We start from the raw sequence: 20,050 nt of genomic DNA, 5'->3' as shown, positions 1-20,050 counted from the left end.
GTTTTATGTAGCCGGGAAGTCGTCACCTTGCAAGGTGACCATCGGCACCTTACAAAGGGACAAAAGGCACTTTATAGGGTGACAAACGGCACCTTATAGAGTGACATCTCTTTAGAGAAAAGAATAAAACCTGTAAAGATACGAATTTAATCAGCGAAAAGCAAGACCGCCTACTAATTATTTGTAAATCAACGTAGACAAATATTCCTCTGCAAACATTTCATTGGACACCTCCAACAACTGTTCCGCCGTCAAAGCTTCTATGCGTTTAAAGACAAGCTCGGACGACTCGTATTTGTGATAATGCAAATAGGTCTTCGCCATTCCCAAAGCATTATTCTCAAAATTGTCCGAAGCCACTCCTATTTGCCCTATCAGTTGCTTCTTGGCCGCCGCCAACTGGGACGAAGTCATCTTCGTATCCCGCATCCGCTTCAACTCTTTATAAGTCAGTTTCAAACAGGTATCCATATCTTCAACATCAGTGCCAAAGTAGATACAGAAAGCTCCCGTATCGGTGTAAGAAGTCAGATTGGACTCGACATTATATACCAGTCCCCTACGTTCGCGCAGAGATACATTCAGCTTGCTGTTCATACCGGGACCGCCAAGAATATTGTTCAGCAAATAAAGCGCCGTACGCTTATCGTCATACGCATTGTATCCACGACTGCCAATCATCACATGAGCCTGATGCGTATCCTTAGCGACTGTCAAATGCTCGGGAACATAAAGCGGAGGAGGCACACGTCGGCTGTTTACCTCTCCGGCAGGGACATCCGACAGATACTTCTCCGCCAGACGGATTATTTTTCTGAAGTCATATTGCCCTTGAACGAAGAATACCATATTTCCCGGCTGATAGAACCGGCGCGTAAACGAAAGGACATCTTCGGTGCGAAAGCTACGCAACAGCTCCGGCTTACCCAGGATGTTCCTCCCCAACGGGTGGTTACGGAAAATCATATCCTCGAAATCATCGAATATCAATTCCGACGGAGTGTCTTCGTATGATTGGATTTCATCAATGATAACCTCCGTTTCCTTCTCAATCTCGTGTTGGGGAAAAGTGGAATGAAACACAATATCCCCCAGCAATTCGAGCGCCCGTTCCAGATGTTCGGTCAGGAAAGCGGAATAGACTACCGTTTCTTCTTTATTGGTGTAGGCATTCAAGTCGCCGCCTACATTCTCCATCCGGTTAAGGATGTGCCAGGCTTTCCGCTTCTCCGTCCCCTTAAAGATGAGATGCTCCACAAAATGAGCCATCCCCTGTTCGCGCTCCGCCTCATCGCGTGTTCCGGCGTCGATGGCAAAACCACAATAAGCTACTTTCGAGAGAGTCGGTTCATGGATAATACGAAGGCCATTCGGTAGTGTATATTCGTTATAATGCATTGTTTTCTACTTCCTTATTGAATTATGCCGCAAAAATACAATAAAACTTATTGCTGTTTATAGAAAATTGCAGATATTTGTGGACTATAACAGTAACAACGTATATGGAAAAGATAGGAATATTCTGTTCTGCCGCCGCAAACATTGACAAAATGTACTTTGAAAGTGCCCGCCAAATCGGCGAGTGGATGGGTAAAACAGGTAAAACGTTGATTTATGGAGGAGCCGATCTCGGACTTATGGAATGCGTAGCGCGTGCCGTGAAGGAAAACGGCGGCAAAGTAATCGGGGTAGTTCCTACCAAACTGGAAGAGAAAGGACGTGTCTGCACGTTCCTTGATGAAGTGATCCACACCCACAACCTTAGTGACCGGAAAGATATCATGACAGAGAAATCGGATATCCTGGTAGCATTGCCGGGAGGCATAGGCACATTGGACGAGATATTCCATGTAATGGCTGCCGCTTCCATCGGATACCACCGGAAAAAAGTCATCTTCTACAACGAATACGGTTTCTATGACGAACTGTTGAAAACACTCAAGACATTAGAGGATAAAGGATTTGCCCGGCAGCCTTTCTCCACCTATTATGAAATAGCAAACACGCCGGAAGAATTAAAAGAAAAAATAAACTGATTATATGATAGACTCCATCAAACAACTATTGCAACAGGAAGCACAAGCCGTGCTCAACATCCCTGTAACAGACGCATACGAGAAAGCTGTACAACTGATTGTAGAACAAGTACATCAGAAAAACGGAAAACTGGTTACCTCCGGCATGGGAAAGGCTGGACAAATTGCGATGAACATTGCTACTACTTTCTGTTCCACCGGTATTCCGTCCGTTTTCCTGCACCCCAGCGAAGCGCAACACGGCGACTTGGGAATCCTGCAGAAGAACGACTTGCTTTTATTAATCTCCAATTCCGGCAAGACACGTGAGATTGTCGAACTGACCCGGCTGGCACATAACCTCGACCCGGACTTGAAGTTCATCGTGATCACCGGAAATCCGGACAGTCCGTTGGCACAAGAATCGGATGTCTGCCTGAGCACCGGAAAACCGGCTGAAGTCTGTACATTAGGAATGACTCCTACCACCTCGACAACCGCGATGACCGTCATCGGGGATATCTTAGTGGTACAGACCATGAAAAAGACCCAATTCACCATAGAAGAATATTCGAAACGCCACCACGGCGGTTATCTGGGAGAAAAATCAAGGTCACTATGCGAAAAGTAATCGGTATCGGAGAGACCATCCTCGATATCATCTTTCGAGGAGAACAGCCTTCCGCAGCCGTGCCGGGAGGCTCCGTGTTCAACGGCATCGTGTCCTTAGGAAGAATGGGAGTCAACGTCGGTTTCATCAGTGAGACCGGCAATGACCGTGTAGGGAATATCATCCTGCAATTCATGCGTGAAAACAACATCCCAACCGATCATGTGAATGTATTTCCCGACGGCAAATCACCTGTATCGCTCGCTTTTCTCAATGAGCAAAGTGACGCTGAATATATCTTTTACAAGGACTACCCGAAGCAACGTCTGGATGTGCTGTTTCCCAAGTTGGAGGAGGATGATATTGTCATGGTAGGCTCATATTATGCCTTGAATCCGGTATTGCGGGATAAGATTCTCGAGTTATTGGATCAGGCGCGTGAGAAGAGAGCCATTATCTACTATGATCCGAACTTCCGTTCTTCACACAAGAATGAAGCGATGAAACTGGCCCCTACCATTATCGAGAATCTGGAATATGCAGATATTGTGCGCGGTTCTTTGGAGGACTTCCTCTACATGTATAATATGCAGGACGTAGACAAGATATACAAAGATAAGATAAAGTTCTATTGTCCCCGTTTTGTCTGCACCGCCGGTGGCGACCAAGTGTCTTTGCGTACCAACCTGGTCAGCAAAGAATACCCGATAGAGCCGTTGGAAGCCGTCAGCACCATCGGAGCCGGTGATAACTTTAACGCAGGCCTGATCTACGGACTGCTTAAATATGATGTCCGTTACCGCGACCTGAATAATTTGAATGAAGAGATCTGGGATAAAATCATTCAGTGCGGAAAAGACTTTGCCGCCGAAGTTTGCCGCAGTTTCAGCAATTCGGTATCGGTGGAATTCGCAAAGGGATACCGATAACGGGAACACACGTAAATTACTATTAACTTTGGCTAATTATCGCAAAGGAATTACCACATCTGCCGGTAATTCCTAACTTTGCGTATATGATTCACCCAGACAAAGAAACTATGTACAAGAACCTGTTAAGCTGGCTTACCATTCTATTGGTGCTTCCATCCTGTTCCGACACCCCGCCGACCATATCAGTGGTATGCGAAGAAAACAATGTAGGAAACTGCGTCATCAAATGGGAGACCACTCCTTTACTGAAAGGGCGGGTACAAGTATACGCTTCCACTTCTCCTACATCGATTCCGGAAGATTCTCCGGTGGCAATGAGCAATATCTCCAGCGGTAAGATGACAATTATAACGGAGGATCCGTCCCAGCGTTATTACTATCTGATGGTGTTCAACAACAAATACCGGGTCAGAGTGGCTACCCGTAATGTCAATATTCCCGGCATACAGAACTTCCGTGACTTGGGAGGATATAAATCTACTGATACGGGGAAAATCATCAGTTGGGGTATGCTTTATCGTTCCGCACAGATAGACAGCATTTCCCCCTGCTCACGACGGGAACTCAAAAACATGGGTGTACGAACCATCATCGACCTCCGTTCGGAAGAAGAACGCCATAACTACCCGCAATTGAGTGATAACGAATTCAAGATTGTGCATATACCTATTCCGACAGGCAATATGGAAAGTATCTTGCAAGGAATCCAGAAAGAGAAAATAAAGAGTGACACCATTTACCGTCTGGTAGAACGGATGAACCGTGAACTGGTAGCAAATTATCAAAAAGAGTTCAAGGAGGTGTTCAACGTACTTCTCAATCCGGACTGTTATCCTGCCGTGATTCACTGTACCTCCGGAAAAGGACGGACAGGAGTAGTGTCGGCCTTACTGCTTGCCGCATTAGGGGTGAATGAAGACGTGATTATGTCCGATTACCGTCTAAGCAACGACTATTTCAATATACCCAAAGCCTCAAAATACGCCTACGAGCTACCGGTAAATTCACAGGAGGCGATTACCACCATCTACTCGGCCAAAGAGGACTTCTTGAATGCCGCCAAAGAACAAATTGAGTCGGAATATGGAAGCGTTCAAGCCTACCTGAAAAAAGGAATCGGACTTTCGGCAGAAGAAATAGAGCAGTTACGCAGTATATTGTTAATAAATTGACTATCTTTGCAGCCGAAATAAAAGATATACAGAGATTTAATGAAGACATTTGAAGAGCTTGGCGTTTCTCCGGAGATACGTAGAGCAATTGAAGAGATGGGATATGAGAATCCCATGCCGGTACAAGAAGAAGTGATTCCGTACCTTTTAGGAGAAAATAATGATGTAGTAGCTCTTGCACAGACAGGAACAGGTAAAACAGCCGCATTCGGTTTGCCCTTGCTCCAACAGATTGACGTAAAAAACAGAATTCCACAATCACTTATCCTCTGCCCTACCCGTGAGCTTTGCCTCCAGATAGCAGGTGATCTGAATGATTATTCCAAATACATTGACGGACTGAAAGTGCTGCCTGTATATGGCGGTTCTTCTATCGACAGTCAGATACGCAGCTTGAAAAGGGGGGTACATATCATTGTCGCCACTCCCGGACGTTTGCTGGATTTGATGGAACGCAAAACCGTATCTCTATCGACTATCCGCAACGTTGTGATGGACGAAGCGGACGAGATGCTGAACATGGGATTTACGGAAAGTATCAACGCTATTCTTGCCGATGTTCCGAAGGAGCGTAACACATTGCTTTTCTCGGCAACGATGAGCCCGGAAATCGCGCGTATTTCAAAAAATTACCTGCAGAACGCAAAGGAAATCACGATTGGTCGTAAAAACGAAAGCACCAGTAACGTAAAGCACGTTGCCTATACGGTGCACGCCAAAGATAAATACGAAGCGCTGAAACGCATCGTTGACTTTTATCCGCAGATCTACGGTATCATCTTCTGCCGCACACGTAAGGAAACTCAAGAGATTGCAGACAAACTGATGCAGGAGGGTTATAACGCCGATTCACTGCACGGTGAACTTTCGCAGGCGCAACGCGATGCTGTAATGCAAAAATTCCGTATCCGCAACTTGCAACTGCTTGTCGCTACGGACGTAGCTGCCCGTGGTCTGGACGTGGACGACCTGACTCATGTCATCAATTATGGATTGCCGGATGACACGGAAAGTTATACCCACCGTAGCGGTCGTACGGGACGTGCCGGAAAGACTGGTACTTCTATCGCTATCATCAACCTCCGCGAGAAAGGAAAGATGCGCGAGATAGAGCGCATTATCGGCAAAAAGTTCATTCCGGGCGAAATGCCAACGGCAGCCGGAATCTGTCAGAAGCAGTTGCTGAAAGTGATTGACGAGCTTGAAAAGGTGAAAGTCAATGAGGAAGAGATTGCCGAGTTCATGCCGGACATTTACCGCAAACTGGAGTGGTTAAGCAAGGAAGACTTGATTAAACGCATGGTGTCGCATGAGTTCAACCGTTTCGCTGAATATTACCGTAACCGTGCCGAAATAGAGATCCCGACCGACAGTCGCGGAGAACGTGCCGGACGGGGTGATCGCAAAGAAGGTGGTTTCGAGAAAAGAAGCAGGAAAGCCGCTCCGGGCTTCAACCGTCTGTTCATCAACTTGGGTAAGACGGACAGTTTCTTCCCTAGCGATCTTATCGGTCTGCTCAACAGCAATACACGCGGACGTATTGAGCTCGGACGTATCGACCTGATGCAGAACTTCTCTTTCTTCGAAGTTCCGGAAAAGGAGACGATCAATGTAGTAAAAGCTTTAAGTCGCAGTAAATGGAACGGACGCAAAGTGGTAGTGGAAGTATCCAACGAAGAAGGAGGCAAAGAACGTGCCCCACGCCGCGAGAATAAGGATAGAAAGCCCAAAGAGGTCTCGGTAAAAGGCTCCAAAGCGAGCAAGAAAGAGAAACCAAGCCGTGCCGAACGGGGATATGCAAACGCACGTGGTCCTAAAAAGAAGGATGATTGGCAGGCGTTCTTCAAAGACAAAGAGCCTGACTTCAGCGAAGAAGGATGGGCACGCAGAAAACCGAAGAAATAGATTCACCACAGATTACACGGATTAACACAGATTAAGAGAGGAGAAACGTTTTATTCTTTTCTTTCTTCAATTCACGTTTAATCTTCGTCCTAATCTGTGTTAATCCGTGTAATCTGTGGTGAAAAAGACTTCGGTATACATATAAACTGTTTTATTTGGCTATTTTCAACTCCTTGATAAGATTCCCTGCTTTTCCGTACTTTTCTATAATAAAAAGTACATAACGGATGTCTACACCTATACAACGTTGAAGCTCGGGTTCAAAGACAATATCACTGCTCATTGCTTCCCAATTACCATCGAATGCCAGTCCCAACAATTCACCCTTACCATTAAACATGGCACTGCCGGAATTTCCTCCCGTAATATCATTGTTAGAGATAAAGCAAACACTCATATCCCCCTTTTCATTAGCATATCTACCGAAATCACCGGAAGAAAACAGACTCAGCAGTTCCGGTTGGACAGCAAAGTCAATATCTCCGGCGTGCTCTTTCACCTTTTCAAAGATTCCTTTTACAGTCGTATAATAATCATAAACAGCCCCGTCAAAAGGTGAGTAACCGTTCACCGTCCCAAAGCTCAAACGCATGGTAGAATTAGCGTCGGGGTAGAAGTTACGGTCGGCATACATACGACGCATGGCAGCATTGAACACACGCTCCCCCTGTTCTATCTGCTCGGAAGCCTCAGAGATACTTTGATTCATCTCATAATACTTCACTATCAGATCGAGACTTAAAGCTACAGCCGGATCCTCAAATAAGTTATAGGTAGTATCCCGCTCCAAGAAACGTTTCAGACCTTTGGAAGAGGTTATTTGGGACGTGGCATACAGAGAATCCACATAGGCCTGAATGTTCCCGTTGTAAAGCGTATCAATCTTCTCATACATGGCAGGCAGATACTTCTTGTCTACTTTTGCCTGATATTCTTTGAGCATGGAAACAAAGACTTCTTTGTCAATGGCAAGATCCAGGTTGTCATATTTCTCCAATAGTTTCTTGATACGTGTAACTACCTGCTTCTCTTCCGCCTCAAAATCGAAATTCAAGATTTCCAAGGCAAGCTGAACCAGTTCAGGACCATTAATAAATGCTTCACCGAAATAGGCTAAGGCATGATTTGTCTCCCGACGACCGCTGTAACTCAATTCCAAAGAAGAAAAAAGACGAAGCAACTTTTCTCTTTCCGCCGGATGAGATTGAATCCATTCGCGAAGTGCAGCCTCAGCCGCCCGTTTCTTTTCCAGAACTTTCAAATGCTTGATAGCCTTGTTTGTTCCAATGCTGTTTTTCCAGTAGTTAGAGCTCTCGTCGTACTTTGAAGCATACTTGATACGAATATCCGGACGATGGTCCATCTCCCGCTTCCAGATAGCCTGTTTCACTCCACGCACATCAATCATAGCCTGATTAATGCCGTTCATCATTTCTTCGATACCGTACGAAGAAAGATAGCGTTCCGTACTTCCCGGATAACCAAGCGTCATACAGAACGAGCCTTCCCTATAGCCGTCCAAAGAGATAGGAGCTACATATTCGGGGTGATAGGGAACGTTTTCGGGGGAATAGTCCGCCGGACCGTTCTGGGCATTGGCGTAAATACGGAATACGCTAAAATCACCAGTATGACGCGGCCACATCCAATTATCCGTATCCCACCCGAATTTACCGACAGAAGAAGGAGGAGCAAAAACCAGGCGTACATCATTATAATCCCGATAGACGGAAAGCCAAAATTCATTTCCCGCATAATAAGCGTCTACAACACCGGTCAAGGTAGAATCCTTCTCGGAAACTTCCATTCCGATTACATTCATGATAGAGTCGACGGCTACCCTGCGTTCCGCTTCTGTTCTGGCATATTTGGCAGCAGACAGTACCCGCTTGGTAACATCTTCCGTGCGAAGCAGAAAACGGACATACAACTCCGGATTCGGCAGTTCTTCTTGAAGGCTACGCGCCACGAAGCCATCTTTCAGATAATCGTGCTCCACCGAAGAGTGTTGCTGAATACTGCTGAACCCGCAGTGATGGTTAGTAAAAACCAGCCCGTCGTCCGAGACCACCACTCCCGAGCAAAAACCTCCAAAGCTAACCACAGCATCCGCAAGACACGGTTTCTTCGGATTATAGAGTTTGCTTACAGGCATCTGCAAACCAAGATCTTTCATCACCCGTTCTGTCTGCTTGTTCTTTTTAAGGTTTCCCAACAACCACATTCCCTCATCGGCAAAAGCATTCGAGAGACAGATAGAAAGAAGCACGACGGCGGTTAGTCTGAATTTCATGTTCTTATTTTTAGATTCATTATTCTGTAATCAGTCGCAACTGCTTGGCTCCCACCCTAGCTTTCAACCATTCGCTGATTTTCTCTTTCTCGGCAACGGAGGGGCGTTTGGAGAACTTCAGTACAGCCAATGTGACTGTATCCGTTTTCAACGAATCAACCCGTACCTCAAGTGAATGAGCAATGGAAAGAGTGGTGATGGAAGGATAAAGGACCTTCAACTCAGGAACCAGTTTACGGCTCATTGCATCATATGTCTTGTATTCTTCCAAAGTTTTCTCCAGTTGGGAGATCTTCACTTTCTGTTCCTGAAGCCGCTGCTCGCTGTTCTTGTAGAAGTCTTCCATCACCATAGCACGAATGGAAGACACATCTACCGCTTCATTGTTCATACCCTGCAATACAATTAACTTTGTATCGTCCAGCTTATATTCTTTCAATTTGCTGCGAGCGATGGAGATGGACGCATCCGGCACCTCAGAACCGATCAGAACAACGCGGACTTCTTTATGTTCATAACTGATCTTTTTGTCGAGTACTTGCGTATTGTCAAATCCCAGCTGTTCGTTAATAAAACGATTGGCTGCCGCTTCGTAGAAAGTACTTTTTATAATGCCGTAGGTCAGGTAAACAGCCGGACACATCGTCAGGATGACGATCAGAACAATGTACTTGCGTACGGTCTTCTCACGGGTTTTATCTACAAACTCTTTCCGTTGGAAGTGCATCACACGGACACCGAGAAAAGTAGCCAGACTGATAAATACGGAGTTGATGAAATAGAGATAGAAGGCTCCCAGAAAATAAATGAGATTACCAGATGCCAATCCGTATCCTGCCGTACAAAGCGGCGGCATTAATGCAGTAGCGATAGCAACTCCCGGAATCACATTTCCTTTTTCTTTGGTGGAAAGAGCTACAACACCCGCCAGACCACCGAAGAGTGCGATAAATACATCGTAGATTGTAGGTGAAGTACGCGCCAAGAGCTCTGATTGCGAACCGGCGATAGGAGCGAAAAGAAAAAAGATCGTTGCGGTCGTCACACTGAAAGCTGTCGTAATAAGGAAACTCTTCAAAGAGCGTTTCATCAGTTCAAAATCGTTCAAACCGACAGACAGTCCTACTCCCATGATAGGTCCCATCAATGGAGAAATCAGCATGGCACCGATGATTACAGCAGTAGAATTGACGTTCAAACCAAGTGACGCCATAAAAATGGCAAAGATTAGAATCCATAAGTTAGCTCCTTTGAACTCTACTCCCTTACGGATAGAATCAACTGTTTCCAGTTCGTTATCCTTATCCTTTCTCAAGTCCAGATATTCGCCTAGAAAGGATTTGATGGCAAATTTATTGCGTTCATCTGTCTTCATGATTATTTCTTCTTTATGAATCGGTTAATAACAGGGATCTGACTTAACGGTAGATCGCGTTTGATAATATAAGCAACAAACAGTAATAAGAGTATCGTACGGAAAGCAAGACGGAGCGCAAGATTAGAGATAGGCACTTGTTCCCCGAGAATGTACAAAACGGCAGCTAACGCCACATAGCAACCGATTCCCCGCAGATCATACCCGATAGGGTATTTCTTCTGACCGACAAAGTAGGACAGCAGCATAGCTACAGCATAACCGGTGAAACCGGCCCAGGCACAAGCCATATACCCATATATAGGAATCAAGAAAATATTCATCAGTACAACAATGAGACAAGCAATCAGCGAGAAGTAAGCTCCCCATTTGGTCTCATCCGTCAACTTATACCAGAAAGAAAGGTTGAAATAAATACCCATAAACATCTCGGCAATCATCACAATAGGAACTACACGAAGTCCCTCCCAATAATCACGGCCTATGACATACCGCAAAATATCCAAGTAGAACATCACCGCCAGGAAAGCAAGCACGGTGAAAATGATAAAGAACTTCATAGCCTGTGCATACATCTGTTTGTTATCCTTATCCTTGCTCTTGCCAAACACAAAGGGCTCATAAGCAAAACGGAAGGCTTGGGTAAACATTGCCATAATCATGGCTATCTTACTGGTTGCCCCGTAAATGCCAAGCTGCACGGCTGCTTCAGCCTCATCCGGATAGACAAACGGAAAAATAATCTTATCGGCTACCTGATTCAAGATTCCGGCAATACCGAGAATCAACATCGGGAACGAATAATAGAGCATTCGTTTCATCAAAGAACGGTCAATGCAATAACGGAAAGCACGAAATTCCGGTATTAGTCCCATCATCACCGTAAACGAACAAATCAAATTTATCAAGAAAGCAGCTCCTACATCCGTACCTTTCAGAACCACGAAATAAGTGATATTCAAAGAAATACTGATAAATATAAAGAGTAGCTTCAGCCCCGCAAACTTGATGGGACGTTTCTTATAACGCAGATATGCAAAAGGAATGGCTTGTATGGCGTCCATCGCAATCACGATGAGCATCATCCCTAAATACCAAGGATGTTCTCCATAACCGAATAAATCGGCAATAGGAGACAAAAACAGAAGGCAGAGAAGCAAAAAAGTAAGAGAGACACTGCTCACCATCAACAAAGAGGTAGAATATACCCGGTTCGGATCATCATCTCCCTTATTTGCAAAACGGAAAAAACCGGTTTCCATACCAAAAGTCAGCAATACGAGTAATAAAGCTACAATGGCATACATATTAGTGATTACCCCATAGCCACCGCTCGAAGCCGGAAGGGAGATCGTATAGATAGGCACCAACAGATAATTAAGGAATTTCCCTATAATACTGCTTGCACCATAAATTGCAGTGTCTTTTGCCAATGATTTTAATTCTGCCATTTTTATTAGTGATTAGTTGTTTGGTGGTCAATGATTAAACGATCATTAATCACCAAACAACGTTTTCTGGTTTCCGCTATAAAGACTTCTTCCCAAATGCTTATAAGCAAGCTCCGTCACTTCACGCCCACGAGGAGTACGTTTCATGAATCCTTCTTTTATGAGGAAAGGCTCATATACCTCTTCAATGGTTCCCGCATCTTCTCCTAAAGCGGTTGCAATAGTCGTCAGTCCCACAGGACCACCCTTGAACTTGTCTATAATCGTGCAGAGAATCTTGTTATCTATTTCATCCAAGCCGTATTTGTCGATGTTCAGTGCTTCCAATGCAAACTGAGCTATCTCCGTATCAATAGAGCCGGAGCCTTTCACCTGCGCAAAGTCACGTACCCGACGGAGCAACGCATTGGCTATACGAGGGGTTCCACGACTGCGGGAAGCGATCTCAGCCGCCGCACGTATCGAACAAGGCACATCCAATATAGATGCGGAACGACGAATTATGCTACTCAAGATATCATCATCGTAATACTCCAGATGCAGGTTAATACCGAAACGGGCACGAAGCGGAGCTGTCAGCAAACCACTACGTGTTGTCGCTCCAACCAACGTAAAAGGATTCAAATCAATTTGAATGCTGCGCGCAGAAGGACCTTTATCAATCATAATATCGATACGATAGTCTTCCATAGCAGAGTAAAGATACTCTTCTACTACCGGAGACAACCGATGAATCTCATCAATAAAAAGCACATCATTCGGCTCAAGACTAGTTAATACACCTGCCAAATCTCCCGGCTTATCAAGTACAGGACCGGAAGTTACTTTAAATCCAACTCCCAATTCGTTGGCGATAATATTCGAAAGAGTTGTTTTTCCTAATCCGGGAGGGCCGTGAAGCAGCACATGATCGAGTGCTTCTCCACGCAGGCGCGCCGCCTTCACAAAAATGCGAAGGTTTTCCACCACCTTGTCCTGTCCGCTGAAGTCCTCAAAGCTTAACGGACGGAGTGCATTCTCGAAATCCCGTTCTTTTGAAGTAAGCTGATGTTCGCGTATGTTAAAATCTTCCTGTTCCATTTATTTCTTGAAAGTAGGAGACAAAGATAGAGATTTACATTCATTTTCAGTATAAGAAAGCTGAATAAAAAAGCCTGATAGCATGAAAAGCAACGATAAAATATTACTTTTGCATTATCTATATACATACAATCAACTATGGTTCTAAATTACATTTGGATAGGATTCTTTGTTATTGCCTTCATCATCGCCCTCCTGAAAGTTATTTTTCTTGGAGACACAGAGATATTCACTGCTATCATGAACTCTACATTCGACTCTTCAAAGACAGCTTTTGAAATCTCGCTAGGTCTTACAGGAGTATTGGCGCTTTGGTTGGGCATCATGAAGATTGGCGAGAACAGCGGATTGATTAATGCATTGGCCCGCTTTCTAAGTCCGGTGCTTTGCCGCTTATTTCCGGACATTCCTAAAGGGCATCCGGTGCTAGGCTCCATCTTTATGAATATGTCTGCCAATATGCTCGGTTTGGACAATGCCGCCACCCCGTTGGGACTGAAAGCCATGAAAGAACTGCAAGAACTGAATCCGAAAAAGGATACCGCTTCCAATCCAATGATTATGTTCTTGGTGATTAATACCTCCGGCCTCATCATTATTCCGATCAGCATCATGGTATATCGTGCACAAATGGGAGCTGCACAACCTACGGATGTATTTATTCCTATCCTGATAAGTACTTTCATTTCAACTTTAGTCGGAGTTATAGCAGTCAGCATCGCTCAAAAGATAAACTTAATCAATAAACCAATTCTCATTTTAATGGGTGTTATCTGCCTTTTCTTTTCGGGATTGATCTATCTGTTTCTAAGTGTATCGCGAGAGGATATGGGCACTTATTCTACACTGATAGCGAATATTCTGTTGTTCAGTGTCATCATCCTGTTTATTTTAACGGGAATCAGAAAGAAAATCAATGTATACGATTCTTTTGTAGAAGGAGCCAAAGAAGGATTTACGACGGCTGTACGCATCATTCCTTATCTGGTTGCTTTTCTGGTAGGAATTGCAGTGTTCCGCACTTCGGGAGCAATGGATTTTCTGGTGGGAGGTATCGGCTATATAGTAGGTCTATGTGGGGTTGATACGAGCTTTGTCGGGGCCCTACCTACTGCACTGATGAAATCACTTAGTGGCAGCGGTGCAAACGGCCTGATGATCGATACGATGAAAGAACTAGGACCGGATTCTTTTGTTGGGCATATGAGCTGTGTTGTACGCGGAGCTTCAGATACTACATTCTACATTCTGGCCGTTTATTTCGGCAGTGTGGGAATTACCAAAACTCGTAATGCGGTGACCTGTGGTCTGATTGCAGACTTTTCGGGTATCATAGCCGCTATCTTAATCAGTTATTTATTTTTCTTTTAAATCATAACATTCAATTATGGCTGTAACTTATCAAACTGAAGGCGTAAAAATGCCTGATATCAAGAAACGTGAGACTACGGAATGGATAAAAGCTGTAGCAGCTTCTTATGGAAAAAGACTCGGTGAAATCGCTTATATCTTCTGCTCGGACGAAAAGATTCTGGAGGTTAACCGTCAATATCTGCAACACGACTACTACACCGATATCATTACTTTCGATTATTGTGAAGGTGATCGTTTATCAGGCGACTTATTCATTAGCCTGGACACAATACGCACTAACGCGGAGCAATTTGGCGCTTCTTATGACGACGAACTGCACCGTGTCATTATCCACGGGATTCTTCATCTTTGCGGTATTAACGATAAAGGACCCGGAGAACGGGAAATTATGGAAGCTGCGGAGAATAAGGCATTAGCTATGCGACAAGTGTAAGCAAGCCTCAACAGCAAACGGTTTCAAAAAGTAATCAGTTTACTAAAACATACTATACTGTAACATACACTAACTATAATGAAGACGCCCCATCGTAATCACTACGACGGGGCGTTTTCATTAGCAACGGAATTGCTAACACTATTTATTCAAGAGAGAGAAATTTATTATTTGATCTCTACCGCTTTATTTATGCGATAAATTAAAAGTTCATAATGTGAACGATCAGCCTCAGGCATAACCGCAATACTCTTTTCCAACATCTCTTTCGTACGCATCAACATATCAAAATAATATGCAGCGACTTTGGTCTGATTCGTATAAATAGGCGGAATGGATGAGAAACCACTTACTTCTTCAGGAGTCTGCAAAGAATGCAGATAGTGCTCTACATTTTCTCCTTCACGCAAAGTAGCCAGACTGATCTCCGATTTCCGGGTATCTGCAAATGACGTCTTTGAGGCCTTAAAGCTACCAATAGGTGCAGTCACTGTAGAGGTAGCAATAATACTTTCCAGAAAAGCAGTCTGCAGAGCCTTCTCAACATTATCCAACGTACGACGTTTCAAAGTTCCTTCCCATACTACATTATAAATGTCATCCAAATATTCAGAAGCCGTATAAGCCGTTTCCGGGAAACGTTCCGTACACACTTCGATATAAGGCAAACGATTAAAGATATTCTTGAAAATTTCCAAACGCATCATATCTGCCTTCTTATCAGCAATTGTGAAATCTGTAGCACGAGCTGCACTCTCTATCCAGTCCAGATCTTTTGCCAGGCTCAGCACCCTGTCCAATGCAGCCTTTTGCTTCTCGCGGTCTACCATCGAGTAACTCGGAAGCACATCTTTCTCACGAATATCGTTCAGATAAATACCACCGACATACGAAAGAATCGCATATACACGACTATTCAGTCGATCACAAAGTGCTGAATATACCCGCTTGCGCATTGTCATATCCTTGTCCCCTTTTGAGAACCAAGTATAATAATTCTCACAACCGGTACGGATATTGGAAAGCATGTAATCAAATGACTTCAAATGATCGTCTCCCAAGCCCCCACGAGCATTACGCGGATCTGAATCAAAACGAGACTGATTACGGATATAAGCATAATGAGAATCTCCTGTGTGTTGACGAATCCAGCTATCCAACGTTGCTTTTTCTTCCTGTAATGAAGAGGCATAGATAGGCTGATACAGATATTTGATAACCAATTCATCATACGGTCCAGGGTTCGTATTGACCAAACGCACTCCTTTCCGGACATCATCAGCCGTAGCCACATCATTAATCACTACCCCACCCATCACAGAAGAGGCTAAACCATACTTTTGCGTAAAGCTGGCAGAGCGCAAAGAGTCTACCGGATAAGCAACAGAAGCTCCCCAGTTCGCTGCAAGTCCTAATCCTGTTCCTACTGCCTGAGCAATAGCGGCTTGAATCAGTTCACCTTGCACCTCTTGCGGGAAAATAACAGTACGTACACGAGGATCGGTTGCCACAGTTGCCGCAATACGGTCTACATACTGTACACTGATCAAGTTCGCATTAATCAATATAGAAGCATTCAAAATCTCACCGGTACGAGCATCAGAGTGAAGAGTGGTTTGTGCAGTATTCATCCATGAAGCAGAGTAACGGATGGTCATGCAATCCAAACTGTGTGCATTAAACAAAGTATCATTCTTAGGAAACTCTTTCACACAAATCACATTCTTAAAACCAATTTTTTCAAAAGCCTTATTCCAGGATTCCGCTCCGGCTTTAATGTAAGGATGCCACTTGACGGGTAGTAAGCTATCAATATAGAATACTAATTGTTTCTTCGGTTCCACCAGTTCACCCCGACGGTAAGCAGCGGAATCCGAAGGCTCAATCCGCCAACGTTTTGCATAACGTATATTCTTCACCTCTTGCCCCGCCCCGGCGAAGTCACTTTTTAACTGTGTAGTCAATCCAAGACGTGAATCTGCCAAACGGGGAGTCATAGGCTCTTCCGGCAAAACACATAACATCTTATTTACCACAGCCGTCAACGGAACATTCTCATACATACTATAAGCTCCCATCAAAGTGTGATTCACCTTATATGCCAATTCTTCACGAACGGTAATATTATCTCCGGAAGCGGAAACGCCCAAAACAGACGATTTATCAGATTCCAAAGAGTGGTCGCGAGATACAAAACCATAATAGCCGTTAGCAGAAGTCGATGGGAAAGGTTTGGTAAAAGCCGAACCTTCCAAGAATAAACCTTTCATATTCACTACAAGAGCGGAACTATCCGGCGTACATGCCAACACTTTAAAGCTCTTGAAGATACCCGGATTATGTGAATGATTCAGTGCACGGGTAATATCAGAGTCACCACTCGTATTGACAGGTTTGCTCAACAAAGGCATACGCGCCACGATTGTCGAATCGATCATCTCAAAACGCAGACGTACATCTGTTCCGCCCAGTTGTCCCGGTGCACCTTCCCCACCGTCACTCGTGTTTTCTATAGAAGAAGTCAGCAACAGTTCCCGTCCTAACATAGCAACCGGAAACTCAACATACACTTTATCTTCCACCTTATGAATAGTCATCAGCCCATGAGCTGTCTGCACTTTCTTGTTCTTGAAAAGCTTCTGATAAGGTGTCAGCACTTCTTTCTTTTCCTCTTTTTTCTTCTTTTTAAAAGGCCAGATCGCATTTCCGTCTTGTGGCAGGCAACACATAAAAAGAAGCAATAAACAAAGTATCTTACTATATCTATTTCTCATACTTCCTATCATTTTAATGCCTGATCAATTTTGTACAACAATAAGCGATAATGGCGTTGCGTATCAGCAGAGCCGGTAGAAGCACTTGCTGCAACCAAGCTACGGATTTTCTTCAATTCGCCGAAATAAACATGTTCCATCGGTTCCAACGGAGCCTTCAAATCAACATCATCCTCAAAACCGCTAATTTCTTCCAAACGGGCTGCCTGCATTTCAGCATGCTTATTATTAAAGCATCCCATAAATTCTTCCGAGACGATGCCAAAACGCTCACGAGAAGCAGCCTTCAACCATTCAGGAATCTCAATAATACCATACATATCCGTAATACCTTTACGAGTCGCATTTTTAGCAACTCCGGTTACAGATCCTTCTATCAGTTTTGTCAGATAATTCATCTGCAGACGCATCTCCGTATCTGTCAAAGTTTTACCAGCACGTGTCGGTGCCCATACAAAACGTTCGATATCTGCCAGATATTCTTTTTGAGTGTAAGGAGCGGATGTCGCCTTATCCGAACAGATAGAAACAGCACCACAACGAGATAAGATACCATCAATAATCGCGTTCTCCATTTGCATAGCTACAGAAGTACGGATAGGAAACTCTTTCAAAGTCTCATTCGCATCCAACCAAGAAAGATCTTTCAACTCATTCAACAAGAAATTCAACGCTTTCTTCTGTTGCTCTTTCGACACAGTCTGGTAACTCGGACGCTGATCTCCGTCATAACGTTCATTCAGATAAATACCTCCGATATCAGCTAACACGAAGCTTAAATAGCGTACATATCCATAGACAACTTCATCATATAAAGCAGTACGGAACTCAAAATCCTTATCTTTGTCTGCTACCCATTCATTAATATGTTTCAGGATATATTGCAGATTACGACGTCCATATTCTGAAGCTTTCACAGGATCATCTCCCAAATCTTCTTCTACGGAACTCGGATCGAAGCGACGTTTAAACTGCTGCTTACCATAACGATACTTGGGATCACCCGATTTCTCACTGATCCATTTGTCCAGTATAGGAATTTCTTCTTCAGATGTTTTCGCCTCAAATATTGGTTTATACAACCAAGAGATCGCATAATAATCATAAGCGCCAAGTTCAGGAGGTGTCATGCGTACCCCTTTCTCCTTATCGCCCGGCTGTGCTATATAGTTATTACGTGCATAATCCATGATAGAATAAGTCGTTCCATACTCCTGAGTAAATTTCGGATCACGCAATGACTCTACAGGAATGGAAGAAGAACCCGCCATATTATGCATTAGAGACAGAGTGTGTCCTACCTCATGAGAAAGCACGTAAGCGATACAGTCTCCCAATAAGTCTTCACGCAACACTACATCACGAACTTCTTTATCTGCCGGGGCAGTCTGCAGAAAACGCCAGTACTGAACCAACTGCACAATATTATGATATACCGTTACTGATGCATTTATGATCTCTCCCGAACGAGGATCAATCCAAGAAGGTCCCATTGCGTTGGCTACAGTAGAAGGGGCATAACGGATACAAGAATATTTGATGTTTTCCGGATCAAAGTTAGGATCGTTTTTAGGAAAATCCTTTGCTATAATCGCATTCTTAAAGCCAATCTTCTCAAATGCTTTCTGCCATACCTCAACTCCTTTATGAATGTATTTATTCCAACTCAACGGGAATGCATCATCAATATAGAAAACAATAGGCTTTTTAGGTTCTACTAACTCTCCACGCAGATATGCGGCAGAATCCGACGGCTCCAGATTCCAACGATGAGCAATATGGCGAGTACGCAATCCGCGTCCTTCGGAAGCAAACTCAACAATAGAGTGTTCGAAAATACCAATACGCGGATCGGCATAACGATGACGCATCGGCTTTTCCGGCAACAAGATAAAGCTACGGTTCATCACAGCCGAGAAAGGCATATTTTTTACCGCATAACCTCCTTTAGCCCCTACACTTACTTTATAAGTCAACAAGGAACGGACACTGACATTGTCTTCAAAACCTTTGATGCCCTGTATAAAGGAGCTTTCCTTCTCAAAATTCTTATCAATGTTCGCTCCCATCATTTCTATCAATGAATAAGGAGAGAAAGGAGAGAGCATCTTCTTATCGCTCAACAGATAGCTGGTCATATCAAATACAACCGCAGTACTGTCATTATTGTAAGCCTTTATCTCAAAAGTTTCGGCAATAGCCGGCATTGTACTACTCTGCAAACGTTTTTTTATTTCCCGATCATCCGAAAACTGTCCTGCCTGCACACGACGCAATGTGATCGTTGAATCACGCTGCACAAAACGAATCAAAAAAGGATCACTAGACTTCTCACCTACACATCCAAACTGATTATCCGTTGTTTCTGCAATTGTAGATCCCAACAGGATATCACGGTTGAGCACTTTGAGCGGCAACTCAAAATAAACTTTATTATCAAACTGATGAAGAGTAATGAAACCTTTTGCTGTCGTGACTTTCTTGCCTTTGAACAGTTTGTCATACTTAGTTTCTTTCTTCTCTTTCTTTTTTGTCGTAGCTTCCGTAGAAGCTTTCTTCTTGTTTTTCTTCTTGGCTACGGCGGGGTTGATCATAGCCCCGCATAATGCGACCAAGAGAAATAAATAGATTTTTCT

14 protein-coding genes are annotated in these 20,050 nt (G+C 44.0%); 7 read left to right on the top strand and 7 right to left on the bottom strand.

The annotated features are described in order from the left end of the window. Positions 1 to 177 precede the first annotated feature (177 nt). A complete protein-coding gene (locus tag GD630_RS16500) occupies positions 178 to 1,398 on the bottom strand; it encodes a M16 family metallopeptidase (RefSeq protein ID WP_143867104.1) in 1,221 nt (406 codons plus the stop codon). A gap of 104 nt (positions 1,399 to 1,502) precedes the next feature. Here GD630_RS16500 and GD630_RS16495 point away from each other — a divergent pair, with 104 nt between their 5' ends. The 5 genes from GD630_RS16495 to GD630_RS16475 all read left to right on the top strand — a co-directional run bounded on the left by GD630_RS16495 (position 1,503) and on the right by GD630_RS16475 (position 6,634). Beyond that, positions 1,503 to 2,036 (top strand): LOG family protein, encoded by a 534-nt coding sequence (locus tag GD630_RS16495; protein ID WP_143867106.1) that lies wholly within the window; start codon positions 1,503 to 1,505, stop codon positions 2,034 to 2,036. A 4-nt stretch (positions 2,037 to 2,040) separates the two neighbouring features. After that, positions 2,041 to 2,646: an SIS domain-containing protein gene (locus GD630_RS16490; RefSeq protein ID WP_007762879.1), complete on the top strand. Its 606-nt coding sequence runs from the start codon at positions 2,041 to 2,043 to the stop codon at positions 2,644 to 2,646. Beyond that, positions 2,634 to 3,554, top strand: a complete 921-nt coding sequence (locus GD630_RS16485; protein ID WP_143867108.1) for a carbohydrate kinase family protein — start codon at positions 2,634 to 2,636, stop codon at positions 3,552 to 3,554. The genes GD630_RS16490 and GD630_RS16485 overlap by 13 nt, the downstream gene beginning before the upstream one ends. Positions 3,555 to 3,664: 110 nt before the next feature. Then, entirely contained in the window at positions 3,665 to 4,729 is a 1,065-nt protein-coding gene (locus GD630_RS16480; RefSeq protein WP_143867156.1) for a tyrosine-protein phosphatase, read from the top strand. Positions 4,730 to 4,768: 39 nt separating this feature from the next. After that, positions 4,769 to 6,634, top strand: coding sequence for a DEAD/DEAH box helicase (locus GD630_RS16475; protein ID WP_143867110.1), 1,866 nt, complete (start codon positions 4,769 to 4,771; stop codon positions 6,632 to 6,634). Between the two features lie 151 nt (positions 6,635 to 6,785). Here the strand turns inward: GD630_RS16475 and GD630_RS16470 are convergent, their stop codons facing one another. The 4 genes from GD630_RS16470 to ruvB are packed head-to-tail and all read right to left on the bottom strand — an operon-like array spanning position 6,786 to position 12,833. Continuing rightward, a complete protein-coding gene (locus GD630_RS16470; RefSeq protein ID WP_143867112.1) occupies positions 6,786 to 8,927 on the bottom strand; it encodes a S46 family peptidase in 2,142 nt (713 codons plus the stop codon). 19 nt (positions 8,928 to 8,946) lie between these two features. After that, positions 8,947 to 10,302, bottom strand: coding sequence for a TIGR00341 family protein (locus tag GD630_RS16465; protein ID WP_143867114.1), 1,356 nt, complete (start codon positions 10,300 to 10,302; stop codon positions 8,947 to 8,949). Between the two features lie 2 nt (positions 10,303 to 10,304). Beyond that, a complete protein-coding gene (locus tag GD630_RS16460) occupies positions 10,305 to 11,753 on the bottom strand; it encodes a lipopolysaccharide biosynthesis protein (RefSeq protein ID WP_143867116.1) in 1,449 nt (482 codons plus the stop codon). 45 nt (positions 11,754 to 11,798) lie between these two features. Beyond that, positions 11,799 to 12,833, bottom strand: coding sequence for a Holliday junction branch migration DNA helicase RuvB (ruvB, locus tag GD630_RS16455; protein WP_143867118.1), 1,035 nt, complete (start codon positions 12,831 to 12,833; stop codon positions 11,799 to 11,801). A gap of 138 nt (positions 12,834 to 12,971) precedes the next feature. On the opposite strand from ruvB, the gene GD630_RS16450 reads away from it, so the two are divergent. After that, entirely contained in the window at positions 12,972 to 14,204 is a 1,233-nt protein-coding gene (locus tag GD630_RS16450) for a nucleoside recognition domain-containing protein (RefSeq protein ID WP_143867120.1), read from the top strand. A 16-nt stretch (positions 14,205 to 14,220) separates the two neighbouring features. After that, positions 14,221 to 14,640: an rRNA maturation RNase YbeY gene (gene ybeY / locus GD630_RS16445; protein WP_007762844.1), complete on the top strand. Its 420-nt coding sequence runs from the start codon at positions 14,221 to 14,223 to the stop codon at positions 14,638 to 14,640. Between the two features lie 167 nt (positions 14,641 to 14,807). Here ybeY and GD630_RS16440 read toward each other — a convergent pair whose 3' ends face one another. Both GD630_RS16440 and GD630_RS16435 read right to left on the bottom strand, forming a co-directional pair. Beyond that, positions 14,808 to 17,414: a zinc-dependent metalloprotease gene (locus GD630_RS16440; protein WP_143867122.1), complete on the bottom strand. Its 2,607-nt coding sequence runs from the start codon at positions 17,412 to 17,414 to the stop codon at positions 14,808 to 14,810. 8 nt (positions 17,415 to 17,422) lie between these two features. Further along, complete coding sequence (locus tag GD630_RS16435; protein ID WP_143867157.1) at positions 17,423 to 20,008, bottom strand: zinc-dependent metalloprotease; 2,586 nt, start codon at positions 20,006 to 20,008, stop codon at positions 17,423 to 17,425. Positions 20,009 to 20,050 lie beyond the last annotated feature (42 nt).

The sequence above is a fragment of the Bacteroides zhangwenhongii genome, assembly GCF_009193325.2.
GTDB lineage: Bacteria > Bacteroidota > Bacteroidia > Bacteroidales > Bacteroidaceae > Bacteroides > Bacteroides zhangwenhongii.
Note: the sequence above shows the minus strand (reverse complement) of the source record. Positions and strands in the feature narration are given on the sequence as shown.

What these genes read in the sequence shown, in the direction of transcription:
- GD630_RS16500 (WP_143867104.1), bottom strand. Translation starts at nt 1,398, where the DNA reads ATGCATTATAACGAATATACACTACCGAATGGCCTTCGTATTATCCAT.
- GD630_RS16495 (WP_143867106.1), top strand. Translation starts at nt 1,503, where the DNA reads ATGGAAAAGATAGGAATATTCTGTTCTGCCGCCGCAAACATTGACAAA.
- GD630_RS16490 (WP_007762879.1), top strand. Translation starts at nt 2,041, where the DNA reads ATGATAGACTCCATCAAACAACTATTGCAACAGGAAGCACAAGCCGTG.
- GD630_RS16485 (WP_143867108.1), top strand. Translation starts at nt 2,634, where the DNA reads ATGCGAAAAGTAATCGGTATCGGAGAGACCATCCTCGATATCATCTTT.
- GD630_RS16480 (WP_143867156.1), top strand. Translation starts at nt 3,665, where the DNA reads ATGTACAAGAACCTGTTAAGCTGGCTTACCATTCTATTGGTGCTTCCA.
- GD630_RS16475 (WP_143867110.1), top strand. Translation starts at nt 4,769, where the DNA reads ATGAAGACATTTGAAGAGCTTGGCGTTTCTCCGGAGATACGTAGAGCA.
- GD630_RS16470 (WP_143867112.1), bottom strand. Translation starts at nt 8,927, where the DNA reads ATGAAATTCAGACTAACCGCCGTCGTGCTTCTTTCTATCTGTCTCTCG.
- GD630_RS16465 (WP_143867114.1), bottom strand. Translation starts at nt 10,302, where the DNA reads ATGAAGACAGATGAACGCAATAAATTTGCCATCAAATCCTTTCTAGGC.
- GD630_RS16460 (WP_143867116.1), bottom strand. Translation starts at nt 11,753, where the DNA reads ATGGCAGAATTAAAATCATTGGCAAAAGACACTGCAATTTATGGTGCA.
- ruvB (WP_143867118.1), bottom strand. Translation starts at nt 12,833, where the DNA reads ATGGAACAGGAAGATTTTAACATACGCGAACATCAGCTTACTTCAAAA.
- GD630_RS16450 (WP_143867120.1), top strand. Translation starts at nt 12,972, where the DNA reads ATGGTTCTAAATTACATTTGGATAGGATTCTTTGTTATTGCCTTCATC.
- ybeY (WP_007762844.1), top strand. Translation starts at nt 14,221, where the DNA reads ATGGCTGTAACTTATCAAACTGAAGGCGTAAAAATGCCTGATATCAAG.
- GD630_RS16440 (WP_143867122.1), bottom strand. Translation starts at nt 17,414, where the DNA reads ATGAGAAATAGATATAGTAAGATACTTTGTTTATTGCTTCTTTTTATG.
- GD630_RS16435 (WP_143867157.1), bottom strand. Translation starts at nt 20,008, where the DNA reads ATGATCAACCCCGCCGTAGCCAAGAAGAAAAACAAGAAGAAAGCTTCT.